A 14,866-nucleotide genomic window follows, 5' to 3' on the forward strand; every position below is an offset into this window, starting at 1 on the left:
TAAAAACTTTACTAGGAGAAGATGTAGAAGCAAGACGTTTAGGAGAATTGAATGAAGAAACTAAATTTGTTCTTGATTATTTTGATGTAAAGGCCCCAGAATTAATAGATAATATATCAGGGAAAAAAGTAATACTTGTTGATCATAATGAAAGAACACAAACTGCAGATGGGTTTGAGGAAGCTCATGTATTAGAAGTTATAGATCACCATAGAGTAGCTAATTTTAATGTTTCTGATCCTTTAAAAATGAGACTAGAACCTTATGGATGTACAGCTACAATATTACTTGATATGTATAAAGAAAATTCAAAATTACCTACACCTAAAGTTGCAGGTCTAATGCTTAGTGCAATAGTTTCAGATACTCTTTTATTTAAATCACCAACTTGTACACCTAAAGATGTGATGGCAGGTAAAGAGTTAGCAAAATTAGCTGGGGTTATTTTAGAAGAATATGGATTAGATATGTTAAAAGCAGGTACTAATTTATCAAGTAAGACAGAAAAAGAATTACTAAATATGGATATGAAAATATTTGAAGTTGATAATGTTAGAATGTCAGTTGCTCAAGTTAATACAGTAAATGAAGAAGAATTATTATCTAAAAAAGATGCAATTCTAAAAGAAATGAAAGAATTAAAAGAAAAAGAAAAATTAACATTTGTATTGTTTATAATAACTAATATATTAACTAATGATTCTTTAGGAATAGTTTACGGAGATAATTTAGAAATAGTAGAACAAGCATTTAAAGAAAAAATTGAAGAAGATTTAATAGTATTAAAAGGTGTAGTTTCAAGAAAAAAACAAGTTATACCACCTTTAACTGATGCTATAAATAATAGATAATTAATGTATGAGAGATTATGTTAAAAGACATAGTCTCTTTTTTATTTTAACTATAAATTAAAATATATAGAATTAAATATAATAATCATTAATTAAATATATGGATAACATATATTAAATATATTAGATTTCTTGATAACTTAGTAGTATACTTATACTAAGAAAATTGAAAGGAGAAACTAAGATGAATAAAAATATAGCTATATTAGGGAGTTTACTTTTAGCTGCTAATGCTATGGGTTTGGAAAATAGTATAGAAACTGGAATTAGAGTTAATACTATTTTTTCTCCTAGATATGAAGAAAAAGATGTTTATCCATCTAAATTTAGATATGAGACTTCAGGTTATGACTTAACTTTAGCAAATTTAAAGTTAGTTCCAATAAAAGAATTAGAATTTGAAACAGTAATAAAATCTTCGAGAAAAGATTTTGCTATTAATGATTTTGATAAAGATGTTAAGCATATTAATAACTTTAAGAAAAGAGATGCAAATCATGATATAATGGCAAAATTTTCTGTTAATTCTAATGTTGAATTAAATAAAGATTTAAAATTAACTAATTCATTAAAATACTATTTAGATGATTTTTGGATTAAAAAAAATGTAGATAAGAGTGGTAAAATTACAGAAGAAGTAAAAACAGAGTATGTAGAGGATGATGGCGAAAAAGAAGCTCTAGGAAATAGTATATTTTCATCTAGTTTAAAAGGTAAGTTATTAAATACAAATGTAGACGCTAGATTGGAATATAAAGCAAATCAGTTTCATAGATTTGATAAAGATAAATCATATTTTAAAACAAATATAAATGTAGATAAAGATATAAATGATAAATTAAAATTAAGTAGTAAATATGATTTTAATATAGACCTACATAATGCAAATATACCATTTGATGCTTTTGATACAGAACTTGAAGAGTTTCCAGATTTTCACGTAGGAGATTATGTCACTAAATTTAATCAAAATGCTAATTTAGAATTTGAATATAGTCATAATGAAAATAATAAATATAAAATGAAATTTGATTTAGAACATAAAGCTGAATATTCAGGAGGTAATACTAAAGATAAACCATATAGAGTTTTTTATGATATATTAGACCCTAAATTAACTATAAATTCTAATAATTCCTTTATACTTTCTAAAGGTAAAATTGTCTTAGATAGTAATATATCTACTTTATTTGAATTAAGAAAAGCTAATTATCTTGCAGATGAAGGAAAATTAGCTAGTAGTGACGTTAAATCAAAATTAGAGCCAAATATTAATAGTAAAATTTCATATATATTAAAAGATGACGTTAATGATTTAGATGTTAATACAAGTATTGGTTATTATCCAAGTTTACTTATACAACCAGATATATTAACTGTTGATATTATACCTCATACATTTAATATAGGGCTTAATAGTAAGTATGAAAGAAAATTAGGAGAAAATCAAAATATTATTATTAATACTGAAAATAGTTTGGAGACTACAAGAAAATTTACATCTGATATATATGTTGAACCTGAGGATAAAATTAAATCAAAATTAGATATAAAATATATAAATAAAATGATTAAAAATTTAGATTTAGAAGTAAAATTATTAAATGATTTCGATCTTGATACTATTAAAAAGGTTAAAAAATTAAATACTAATAAATTCAGTGAAAAATTTGATATAGAGGTTGGAACTAAATTTACTGGAATAGATAAATTTGAATTAAATAATAGTGCAAAATTTCATCATAGTTCAGGATATAACTATGTTACACGTAAAGATGATAAGATAGTAGCAACTTTTGCTATAAATTCTATTGAATTAAATTCAAATACTAAATATACAAATAAAATAAAGGAAAATTTAAATTTGAATACAGAAGTTAATTTAAAAGCAAAATTTGATACATTAATGTTAAGAAATGAAAAATTGTATCACTATAATATAAATGATATAGAATCATATAAGGAAAAACCTTTAATAAGTGATACTTTCAATACAAGATATAACATAGGTGGAAGTTTAGAAATTAATCCAAAATTTAATTTAGAATATATGCTTACTAAAAATTTAAGTTTAGATGGTTCTTTAGGACTTAATTTAGTTTTTGAGAAAAAAGTTATTAATTTAATAAAAGATAGTAGAAGACCAGATAATGGACAATTTGGTCCAGTTGATAAAAAATTTGAATTTAGAAAATTAAATCCAATGCTTGAATTTAATTTAAAATATACTTGGTAGGAGGTAGACGTGAAGATAAATAAGAGAATACTAAGTGTAACACTAGGGCTAGTTGCATTAACAAGTTGTGCAAGTATAAATACAAAAGATAGTGAAAAAAAGAATACTAGTGTTAAATATATTAATCCAGAATATGATCCTAATGAAGATCTTAAAGATATAGTAAAAGAAGTAAAAAAAGAAAAAGTTGATTATTTAAAAAATATAAACAAGAATAGTTTTGAAGTCAGTAATTTACCAGATATGTATGAAGGTGAAGAGATATATCTTAAAAATGAATCTTTAAATAAAAATGTAAGTATAGTTAAACTGTTTACTAAAAAACCATCTTTAGTATATAAAGAAGGAAGTGAGGGTTATTCTAAATACAAAGTTTGGGATAAAGATGGCATAGTAGTTGAAGAAAAAAAAGGAAATGAATTATTTCCTGATAAACCAGAGCTATCTGATGTTAAGTATAAGGTTGTAGTAGATAATAATAAGAATTATGTGTATATACAAGTAAGAGATAATGTAAATGGTGTAACTAAGGATATAAGACTTGATGAAAAAGTTAGTATAATAAATAGACCAGATGAATTAAAAGATAATATTAAGTATGCCGATTTAAAAGTTATTAACAAAGATAAAAGAGTTAAGTATAGTATTAATACTATTGATGAACCTTTTGAAGATGTAGATCTTGGAGAAATTGAAAGAGATAATCAAGGTGTAGAGTATATAGATTATTCTAAATATTTTGAAGCTGATAAATATAATGATTTAGATAATTTTGCAGGATTTAAAAGAGTTAGTATAGTAGACCATATTGATGGACTTCAAGATAAAGAGTATATTAGGAATGTAGAATTTGGTCATAAGTTATCAGATTATAAAAATAAATTTTCAGAATTATTGACAGATTTAAATGAAAAAACTTTAAAATTATCTGATGATGGAACAGTTAAAGGTGGATTTAATGAAGGATTAGTTTCAGAAATTCTAAAATATAGTGAAAGTGTTAAAAATGAGGGTAAAATAGAATTTAAAACTGAAATTCTTGATAAAGATAAAACAGTTGGAATACATAATATTTCTAGAAAAATAATAAGAGATGGTAAGGTTATTTTTGAAAAGAAAGATAAAACATTTATATCGTTTGATGGTGTAAATGTAGGTGTTGCTGATGGAACTTTCTTTGATCTTTCAGATGAGGTAGAAGCAAGAGTATATAGAGGTACAGCTAAAGAAGATGATAAAATTAAAGATTTTAAAAAAGATGCCAAATATGATAATGATAGAAAACTTGCAAATATGAATATAGATAGACAACATGGAGCAACTGTTATAGGTTCTATGATAGATGAAAATGTTTTAGGCGATAGATTCTATTGGTATGGTCATTTGACAGGAATGTTATCTAAAATAGGTGAAACAGGAGAATTACCTGATTTTATTAGTACACGTGCAGAATTGAATAATTTTATAGGAAGAGTATTAACTAATTTACAAGAAAAGTATAAGCATTCTGAAATAATGCAAAAATATTTGGCAGATAAAATACAATCTGCAGCAAAAAAATTAGATGTGATTTCTGCATTAATAGAAGATGGTAATACATCTGAAACTCTTAAAAATGAGAAATATAAGGTAATGTATAAAGAATTAGCTGATTTATCAGAAGAGATTTATAGAATGACAGAAGTAGATAAGTTAAAATATTCTAATTTACATTTTACTACAATTAGTGTAGGTGTAGATGATAGTCATATTAGTGCAGAATTAGCAGCTAAAAATATTTCTTCAATATTAGATATGAACAAAAATATTAAAGCTATTAATATGTCTTATGGAGGAAATAATAATGTTGAAGAATACATTGCATTAAAGGGATTAACTGAAAAAGATTATGAAAAAGGAGCTAAAGCCTTTAATACAGATTATAAATTTAAAAATGCTGTTTTGTCTTGGTTGAAAAATGATGATCTAACTACTAAAGATAATCTTAAAAAATATTATGATGGAGAATTAGGAATACCTAGTGTATATGAATATTTTGATAAAAAGAATGAAATTACTAAGGAAGATTATAAAAAATTAGTAGATTTAAGATTATTAACTCTTGAACATAGATTAAAAAGTTCTCCGGAATTAGTAGCTGCAAATCATGATGTTCTATTTGTTAGATCTGCGGGAAATACATATAATGATGCTCCAGTAAATCTTGTAGATTATGATGAAGATGGTAAAAAGATACCTTATTATGATACTAATTACAAATATAATAATGATTTTGCTTCAATTCCATCATTTTTAAATGAATTAGAAAAGAAAAAAGCATTAGAAGAAGGAAGAGAATATAAGTATAATTACAATTATAGAAAAAATATATTAGGTTCAGTAGGTCTTGCGCCTAAAAGTATTGCTTATGGAGAAGATGCAACTGAGGATATATCAGATGATTGGGGATTAAATACAGATAAGATAAATTATAAAAGATTAAAACTTTATGGTGTTGGAATGTTATCTGAATATAATAATTTAATAGGGATTCTAAATGATATTAATTTACATCCAGAAAAATATCCTAAGGGCTATAAAGAAGAAGTCCTAAAAAGAATAAAAGTTGTAGATGATATGTCAGAAAAACATAAAGATTTCATTAATGATGATACAAGATTCTCATTCTCAAGGGCAGGTAAAGCAATGCTTTGGACTATGGCAACTGATGGATCTTATGTTTATACTAAACGTCTAACTGAAGAAGAAAAAAAATATGGTAAAGGTGAAAATATAGGTGAGAATATTGCCTATGGATCATCATTTTCTGCTCCTAGAATGACAGCAGTTGCAGGAATGATAGCAGAAAAATATCCTTGGATGAGTGCTCATGATATAAAAACATCATTATTAACAACAACTATTGATGATTATAGAATTATATATAAAAAAGCAGATCCTAACAAGCCAGAAGGTGCAGATAATGTTAAAATTTTAAGTAAGGGACTTTACGGTGTTGATGAAAACATAGGTTGGGGAATAATGGATAAAGATTCTGCACTTGATGGTCCAGCAAGATTTGTTAAGGCTTTAACTCATGAAGTAGGAGAAGAAAACTTTATAGCAAATATTCCTTATGGAACATATACATTCTCAAATAGTATAAAAGGTGGATTTGATCCTATTAAACATATGAGTTCAAGAGGATTTATTACATTTGATGAAGGATCTGTATTGACTTTAACATCTAATTTTAAAGATAAAGAATTGTTATCTGATGATTTCTTAGAAAAACACGATAATGTTAAGAAAGTGTTAGAAAAAACTAATATTACAATATCTGATATTGTTAATAGATTAAGACCAAAAATTAAAGGATATATACCAAGTCTTGATTTTGAAGAAAGAGAATTATTCTATAGTGCAGGACTTGAAAAACATGGTAATGGTACTTTGATTTTATCTGGTAATAATACGTATACTGAACCTACATATATTAAAGGAGGAACATTAGTTGTACAAGGGGTACAAAACTCAGATGTATATGTATCAGAAAATACAAAACTTAAGATAGATTCAGTTCGTATGGAACAAGGTAATTATGCAAGAATTCTTTTAGGACTTGAACCAATAAAAGGTGGAATTTATGCTAATGTATATAATAAAGGTAAACTTTATTCATATTCAGAAAAAGATTCAATATTTGGGACATATAAACCGTATGAAAATTCAGAGACAATAGTTGCAACTGGTGGAAGATTGAGTGTAGATAAATTAGATTTATCTGATATGAATCATTTTAACATATCTTTATTTAGAAAATATGGAATGTTAACATTTAAGTTACCAGAAACTAAGAAGTTAGAAGACTATACAGAAGAAGATGTAGTGGAAAAGAAAAAAGAAGATACAGAGGATACAATAAATAAAAAACTTGTATTTGTAGCTAAAGATGTTCCTGTTGAAGATATTTCTAAATTTAATTTTGGGGTAAAAAGTGTAAGTTCAGGATTAAATTTAGTTACAGAATTATCTAAAGATAAGGATAAAAATGTAGTTAAAATGTATTTGGAAAGAAAAGAACATATTGAAGATGTTTTGAGTAAGAAAACTGAAATGCCAACAACTCTTTCTTCAAAATTGAGAAATAAGATAATAAAGGAAATGAGTTCTACATTAGATAAAAATGAATTATCTAGATTAGCGATTAGTTTAGATAATTTAGAAATAGCAGATGAAGAAGATCTTGAAAAATTAAATGGAGATATATTATCAGACTCATTAACTTTAGGCACAGAGATATCAGATATTAATAATAGAGAATTATTAAATACATTAGATGGTAATAATAAACAATTTAACGTATTTGCAAAACTAATTAATAGATTAGATAGTAAGATAGTAAATAGTAAAAAAAGATTATATTCTATTAATGGAATGATGTTAGGATTTTCTCATAATATTAAAATATCAGATCTTAGCGTAACTACAAATGTTGGAGTAAGTTATGAACATTCATTACTTAAAGATTTAAGATTTAAAGTTAAATATCCAAATGATGATACAAAAGTTTTAGGAAATGTAAATGTTAATAGTGTAGGATTAGGCGTAGCTAATAAAATAGGATACAAGAATTTTGAATTAGATACTTTAATTGGTTTTGATTATTTAGATAAACACATATCAAGAGAATTATTAGATAAACATGTTGAAGATACAAGAAGTTCAGATCTTATTTTAAACTTCAATAATGTATTTGGTTATAGATATAATAAAGATATAAATAGTGATATAAAATTATCTATTAAACCATATATAGGCTTAAACATGAAAACATATATTAAAGGTTCATACAATGAAAATAATGATTTTGGATATAGATCAGAAAGTGAAATATTCTTTAAACCAACAGCAACAATAGGAAGTAAATTAGCACTGAATTATAAAAATTATAACTTTGAATTATTTGCTGATTATACTAAATATTTAGTTGATACTACTATAGAATCAAAAGCAACTCTTAAAGAGTATAAATTTACAAGAAATATTGAAGGAATTAGTCTTGAAGATAATTTAGTTAATTTTGGTATTAAATTTGATAAAAAATATGGTAATGTCAATTTAGGATTGAGTTATGTAAATAAAAATATAAAGAGTAATGCAATAAATGCATCACTTAAATTTGAGTTTTAGAGGAGCAGATATGAATAAATTTAAAATTTTAATATATAGTTTAGCTACTATAACAGCATTTTCTGCTAATAAATTACCTGTAGATATAGAAAGTGGTTTTTCTGTTGGTTATGATATTGACAAAGTAAGTAAAAAAGATTTTGAAAATGCTGGATTAGGTAGTCTTGTTAAAGGAGATTTAAAAATACAAAAGTTAAATTTAGGTCTTAATTTGGATACTTATTATCCAATAAAATTTTCAAATGAAAAGATATATTTAGGAGTAGGAGCAGGTATTTCTAGTAATATTGCCATTGATTTAAATAATAATTTTTCATCAGTTGTTGCACCTAAAGTTGAAATAAATAATAAAGAATTTGAAAAACTTAAGGAAGATTTAGATATAGCTAATAAAGAAGCTATTGATAAAGAAGAAGAATTTAAAAGATTTTCTACTGAATATTCAATGGTATATAAGAATGTAAGAGATGTGGTATATAAGCTATATTCAGAAAAAAAAGAACTTAAAAAAACAGAAAGAATTTTGAATGAATATTCTGATTTTAAAGAAATTTATAGTAATATAGAAGAAGATTTGGGAAAATTAAAAGAAAAAAGAAAAAAATTATCTGTTAAAAATAATGAACAAAAAGAAGAAGTAAGAAATCTTTTAAAAGAACTTAATGATTATGTTAATAAACAAGGTGAAAAAACTTATGAAGAATATAAGGAAGAACAAGAATATAAAGATTTTATTGAAAAAATAAAAGATGCTAGAAAAAAAGCTGATCTTTATTTCAATGTTGAAAATGAGTTTGATATACATATTGCTATACTTGAAAATTTAGAAGAAAATACTAAAAAGAATGAAGATAAAAAGAAAAACTCTGAAAAGAAGATTCTTGATTTAGAAAATAAAAAAACCGAAATTTTAGCTAAGTATAAAGAAAAATATGGAAAATATAAAGAACCTAAAATTGAAAATAAAGAGGAAGATTATGAAAAACCTGTAAATCTTTTAGAAAGATATAAAAATGAAGATTTTGACAAACCAGTAAGAGAAGAAGGAGAAGTTGAAGAAAAACCAGTTGAAGATAATAATTCAGAAGGTAATACAGGAGAAAATACTGAATCTGAAAGAAGAGAAGAAAATGATTCATCAGAAGAAAATCGTAGTGCTACAGGTGCATTCGTTTCAGAAAATATTACACTAAGAGATGGTGAAGAAGGTTCAGAAACTAACGAATCTCAACCGAATGAACCAGAAAGAAATGATGGTGAAAGTAGTGAGGAAAATGGTAATGGAAATGGTGAAACTGAAGAAAATAATGAAGAAGATGATTCAGAATTAGAAGAAGATACATTTGCCAATCTTAATGAAAAAGTTATTGATTCCGAAAAAGTTAAATGGACTGAAGCTTTAGATAAATATAATGAATTAAAAAAAGAATATGATGAAAAAATTAATGCTTATAACAATAATGAAGCAGTATCTAAATTAACAAATATTGTATCAGTAAATAAAATAAGTTATTCAGTAACACCATATATAACTACTAAATTTGGGTATAAATTTAATGATAATTTAGGGGTTATGTCTTATTTAAATGTAGGATTAAGTATTTCTAATAATAGACTTTATACTTATGCTAAATATTTAGAAAGTAATAATGTAGAAGTAGATGGAAGAGATTATTTAATACCACAAAATGTAAAAAACTTTAAATTATTACCTTCAGTTAAATTAGGACTAGGTTTAAATTATAAATCATTTGGTATATATACTTATACAGGGTATAAAAATTCAGGATTTATAGGATTAAATTTAAGTTATAAATTTTAAAAAATTTTTTTAATTTAACTAATTAAGGCAAGAATTCTCCCTGCTCTATAGCTGGGAGATGAATTGCCTTGTTTTTTTATTAAAATAATTATATAATAAATATATCAGTATAATAATAAAAAAGAGTTGATATAATATGATATTAGATAGCAGTCAACATTCAGTATATTTGCTTTATTATCATTTGATTTTAGTAGTGAAGTATAGGAGAAAAGTGTTTGATGATAAAAAAATCAAATTATGCAAAAACTATGTTTGAAAAAATAGGGAAAAGTTACGGAATAACTTTAGTAGAATGGAATCACGATATAGATCATATCCATATTATGTTCAAAGCACAACCTAAAACAGTACTTAGTAAATTTATTAATGCATATAAATCAGCAAGTTCAAGACTCATAAAAAAAAGAATTTCCTGATATAAAAAAATATCTTTGGAAAGAAATATATAGAAGAGCAAGGAAAAAGAAAAAAATAAGGAGGTAGAGAAAATGCAATTAAAAGCATATAAATATAGAATATATCCAACAGAAGAACAAAAAATATTCATAAGTAAAACTTTTGGTTGTGTTAGACTTGTCTACAACCTTATGCTCAACGATAGAATAAAATCTTACGAAGAAAACAAGGAAGATATAAAGAAAATAAAATATCCAACACCAGCAAAATACAAAAAAGACTTTGAGTTTCTAAAAGAAGTTGATAGTTTGGCACTTGCTAATGCACAATTAAATTTAGATAAGGCATATAAATTTTTTTTTAAAGATAAGACTATTGGTTTTCCGAGATTCAAGTCAAAAAAAAATCCAGTTCAAAGCTACACAACAAACAATCAAAACGGAACTATAAATATAGTTGGAAAGCATATTAAAATTCCTAAATTAAAATCGTTAATAAAAATAAAAATACATAGAGAAATAAAAGGAATAATAAAGTCAGCAACAATATCGCAAGTAGCAAGTGGAAAATATTATGTATCTATCTTGTGTGAGACAGAAATAAATGAACTTCCTAAAACTAATTCAAATATTGGAATTGATTTAGGTCTAAAAGATATGATGATATTGTCAAATGGAGAAAAAATAGCAAATAAAAAATTTAGTAGAAAATTAGAGAGAAAGTTAAGAAGAGAACAAAGAAAATTATCAAGAAAACAAGAAGTAGCAAAAAAAGAAAAAAGAGATTTGAAAGAATGTAAAAATTATCAAAAACAAAAAATCAAATTGGCGAAGATACACGAAGAAATTATGAATAGTCGTAATGATTTCTTAAATAAGTTGAGTACAGAAATAATCAAAAGCCACGATATTATCTGTATAGAAGACTTAAATACAAAGGTCTTATTACAAAATCATAAATTAGTAAGAAGTATAGCTGATGTATCTTGGTATAAACTAATAAATAAATTAGAATACAAAGCTAAATGGTACGGAAAAGAAATTATAAAAATAGACAGATGGTATCCATCAAGTCAAATATGTTCTGTTTGTGGAGAAAATACAGGTAAGAAAGCTCTAAGTATAAGAGAGTGGACTTGCCCATTTTGTAATACAACACACGATAGAGATATAAATGCAGCGAAAAATATATTAGCTGAAGGTCTAAGAATAATAGAGACAGCTTGATGAAAAGATAAAAAGAACCATAGGAACTATGGGGATAGCCTACTCAATATAGGTAGCTAGTAGAAGTACCTACTTCGTAGGAAGCTTTCATCTCTATAGGTGGGAGTAGTTCACAACGTGTACTTTTAAACTTAAAAGTTTATTAGCACACGTTTTTATATTTTCTAAATATTTTTATTGTATATTATATTTATCTTTTATTTTACTCTTATAAACATCAGCTTGAGTACCATATATAGCCTGTACTCCATTACCTGATCTTATAACACCTTTTGCATCTAATTCTTTCCATCTCTTATCATCAGCAACTTTTGAAGGGTCTTTAACTGTAACTCTTAATCTAGTGATACAAGCATCTAAATTTTCTATATTTTCAACACCACCAAGTGCTTTAACTATATTATCAAGTAATTCATCATCATTTTTAGAATTAAAATCTTTTCTTGTATATAGTTTATTTTCTCCACCTTCTCTACCAGGTGTTGCAAAGTTGAACTTAACTATTAGGAATTTGAATACATAGTAATAAATGATAGCATATACTGGTCCTAATATTAAAATCCAATAGTAACTTGTTTTAGCAGGGCCTTGTAATAAACCAAAGAATGTGAAGTCTATAATTCCACGAGAGAAAGTTATACCTACTGCAACATTTAATATATACATTAACATATATGAAATACCTTCAAGTATAGCGTGTACTACATAAAGTAATGGAGCGACGAATAAGAATGTAAATTCAATTGGTTCAGTAATTCCAGTTAAGAATGAAGTTAAAGCTGCAGATATTAATATACCTTTTATTGCTGCTTTATTTTTATCTTCAGCAGTTCTATACATTGCAAGAGCAGCAGCTGGTAATCCAAACATCATAGGTAGGAAACCACCTGTCATAGTTTTAGTAGCTAAGGCACTAAAGTGAGTGACTGAAGGATCGGCAAGTTGTGCAAAGAATATATTTTGTCCTCCTGCAACCATTTTACCTGCTACTTCTTCATAACCACCAAGTTGAGTATACCAGAATAATGGGTATATTGCATGATGTAATCCAAATACATTAAGTAATCTCATAGACATACCATAGAAGAATGTTCCTATTGCACCAGTTGCAGCAAATAGTTCACCTGCTTTAACAATAGCACCAAATACTGTTGGCCAAATAAATGGGAATATAGCAGCTATCGGAATAAAGAATAGTATAGTTATAACTGGTACAAATCTATTACCGCTAAAGAATGCTAAATAATCAGGTAATTGTTTATCTGAATATTTATTAGTAATCCAAGATGATACAAGTCCTGTTATAATTCCACCAAATACTCCAGTTTGTAGAGTAAATATTCCAAGTTCTCTAGTATATAAAGCAGCAACTCCACGAGCATTAGCTTCACTTAATCCAGACTTAACTAAAGCATCAAATGATACATTATCAGGTGTTATTCCTTGAAAACTAATTACAGTATTAATTACTGTATGGAATAATAAGAAACCTATAACAGCAGATAGTGCCGCAGTTTCTTTATTTTTATTAGCCATACCAATAGCAACACCTACTGCAAATAATAATGGTAAATTACCAAATACAAATGATCCTATATTTGAGAATAAAATCAATAAATGATTTAAAAAAGTACCTTCTTGTAAGAAAGTTAAGTGGTAAGTTTCAATTAAAACTTTATTTGTAAATGAACCACCAACACCAAGAAGTATACCAGCCATAGGTAAGACAGCTATTGGAAGCATAAATGATCTACCTATTTTTTGTAAACTAGCAAAAAATTTACCTTTCATGTTATCTCCTTTTCAATAAAAAAATTTCATTATTATTATAACCTTTTTTTTAGAATTTGCAAGTACGGTATAAAATTTTAATTTATATTTAATATTATAGTTTAGGGGTTATAAACAAATGAAAAATATTTTTTGAATTTTGTATTTTTCTGTGATATAATCCAATAAAAGGTTTTTTAAAAACAGAGTATATTTCATATTCTGCCTATCAAAACTCTACTAATGAAAGAGAATATTATGCAAAGCAATTAGCCATATATGAAAATTATTCTATTGTAAAAAATTTAGAAAAAGCAATGAAAGAAGGAGATACTGAAAAAATTAAGAAATTAGCAAGTAATAAAACAATTAAAGAATATTGGGATATAAAAACTGAAAATAATTTTTTTAAAAAATTTGGAGGTAATCATCAGAATCATAAAGTAGATGATAAAGCAAATAGTTATGTTAATACTACTAAGAAAGGAAAATCAAAAAAATAATGAAAGCTATAAAATTTATATTTACGATGTTAATTTTATTTACTCTTTTTATTATTGTAGGGTGTAGAATTAGTGCAGGGGTATATAAAGGTATAATGATAGAAAGATATAAGAAAGAAGATAATGTAATTTTGAGATCTAGAGACTTTAAAGTTACAAATTATTTGGATGAGGCTGGTTATACAGGTTATAGAGTTGAGTATGTTGGTAATAAGAAATTAAGATCAAACTATTTTACAGTTGATTATCAAATGGTAGTTGATGCAGATTCATTACCAGGAGGTATTTATGAAATAGGTGAAAAAGAATATATAATAAATAACTTACTGTACGATAAATCAAAAGGTAATAATTTTGAAAAAATAGATAAGTATATACAAGATAATAAAGAAAGAATATTTAAAATATTTTTAGAAGAAGATTGGCAATATGGGGTAGATATAAAAATAAAATTAAATATATTGGGAAGTATTGATTTTGATAAAAAGAAAGAAGAATTCTATGATTTTGAAGGTCAAAATATAAAGATAGTGGATAATTCTATAGAAGAAATAGAAACCTTTAATTCAAATTATTATGATTTAAGATATGAACGTGAAAAGTTATTTTTTAATAAATTAATTAAATTTGAAAATATAAATTGGGATAAATATATGAGTTATATGGGAGATTATCCTATTTTAAGAATAGTTATATTTGAAGATCGAGGTGTAGATCCAGAAGATAAATCACCTATTATGTATGAAATAACTGTAGATAGTCCCAAAGAAAAAGTAGAGAAATTAAAAGAATTTTACAAAGAATTAGAACAATTCTATAATACAGATACATTTAGATTTGTAATAAGAGATTCAGAATTGTTTTAATATTTAATATAAAGAAACATT

At 25.3% G+C, this 14,866-nt stretch carries 8 protein-coding genes and 1 pseudogene; 8 read left to right on the top strand and 1 reads right to left on the bottom strand.

Annotated features, from left to right (window positions below):
* The 6 genes and pseudogenes from ACWYO2_RS02100 to tnpB form a co-directional block, all read left to right on the top strand.
* Positions 1 to 851: manganese-dependent inorganic pyrophosphatase (locus tag ACWYO2_RS02100; protein ID WP_455514841.1), on the top strand; the 851-nt coding region annotated here is incomplete at its 5' end.
* A gap of 184 nt (positions 852 to 1,035) precedes the next feature.
* Entirely contained in the window at positions 1,036 to 3,087 is a 2,052-nt protein-coding gene (locus ACWYO2_RS02105) for a hypothetical protein (RefSeq protein WP_455514842.1), read from the top strand.
* Positions 3,088 to 3,096: 9 nt separating this feature from the next.
* On the top strand, positions 3,097 to 8,259 hold the full coding sequence (locus tag ACWYO2_RS02110; protein WP_455514843.1) for a S8 family serine peptidase: 5,163 nt from the start codon (positions 3,097 to 3,099) through the stop codon (positions 8,257 to 8,259).
* Positions 8,260 to 8,269: 10 nt separating this feature from the next.
* Positions 8,270 to 10,081 (top strand): hypothetical protein, encoded by a 1,812-nt coding sequence (locus tag ACWYO2_RS02115; RefSeq protein ID WP_455514844.1) that lies wholly within the window; start codon positions 8,270 to 8,272, stop codon positions 10,079 to 10,081.
* Positions 10,082 to 10,217: 136 nt separating this feature from the next.
* Positions 10,218 to 10,531 (top strand): annotated as a pseudogene (gene tnpA, locus ACWYO2_RS02120) (IS200/IS605 family transposase); the annotation flags it as partial.
* Positions 10,532 to 10,572: 41 nt separating this feature from the next.
* Positions 10,573 to 11,706: an IS200/IS605 family element RNA-guided endonuclease TnpB gene (gene tnpB / locus ACWYO2_RS02125; protein WP_455514845.1), complete on the top strand. Its 1,134-nt coding sequence runs from the start codon at positions 10,573 to 10,575 to the stop codon at positions 11,704 to 11,706.
* Between the two features lie 174 nt (positions 11,707 to 11,880).
* Here tnpB and ACWYO2_RS02130 read toward each other — a convergent pair whose 3' ends face one another.
* Positions 11,881 to 13,497: a PTS transporter subunit EIIC gene (locus ACWYO2_RS02130; RefSeq protein WP_455514846.1), complete on the bottom strand. Its 1,617-nt coding sequence runs from the start codon at positions 13,495 to 13,497 to the stop codon at positions 11,881 to 11,883.
* A gap of 296 nt (positions 13,498 to 13,793) precedes the next feature.
* Here ACWYO2_RS02130 and ACWYO2_RS02135 point away from each other — a divergent pair, with 296 nt between their 5' ends.
* Positions 13,794 to 13,979, top strand: coding sequence for a hypothetical protein (locus ACWYO2_RS02135; RefSeq protein WP_455514847.1), 186 nt, complete (start codon positions 13,794 to 13,796; stop codon positions 13,977 to 13,979).
* Positions 13,979 to 14,845 carry a hypothetical protein gene (locus tag ACWYO2_RS02140; RefSeq protein WP_455514848.1) on the top strand — a complete coding sequence of 289 codons (867 nt, stop codon included), beginning with the start codon at positions 13,979 to 13,981 and terminating at the stop codon, positions 14,843 to 14,845. The genes ACWYO2_RS02135 and ACWYO2_RS02140 overlap by 1 nt, the downstream gene beginning before the upstream one ends.
* Positions 14,846 to 14,866: the final 21 nt, after the last annotated feature.

This window comes from Pseudostreptobacillus sp. (assembly GCF_977040545.1).

Bases quoted from the DNA above. Each gene is read 5' to 3' on its own strand.
- ACWYO2_RS02115 (WP_455514844.1), top strand. From the start codon at position 8,270: ATGAATAAATTTAAAATTTTAATATATAGTTTAGCTACTATAACAGCA.
- tnpB (WP_455514845.1), top strand. From the start codon at position 10,573: ATGCAATTAAAAGCATATAAATATAGAATATATCCAACAGAAGAACAA.
- ACWYO2_RS02135 (WP_455514847.1), top strand. From the start codon at position 13,794: ATGAAAGAAGGAGATACTGAAAAAATTAAGAAATTAGCAAGTAATAAA.
- ACWYO2_RS02105 (WP_455514842.1), top strand. From the start codon at position 1,036: ATGAATAAAAATATAGCTATATTAGGGAGTTTACTTTTAGCTGCTAAT.
- ACWYO2_RS02130 (WP_455514846.1), bottom strand. From the start codon at position 13,497: ATGAAAGGTAAATTTTTTGCTAGTTTACAAAAAATAGGTAGATCATTT.
- ACWYO2_RS02140 (WP_455514848.1), top strand. From the start codon at position 13,979: ATGAAAGCTATAAAATTTATATTTACGATGTTAATTTTATTTACTCTT.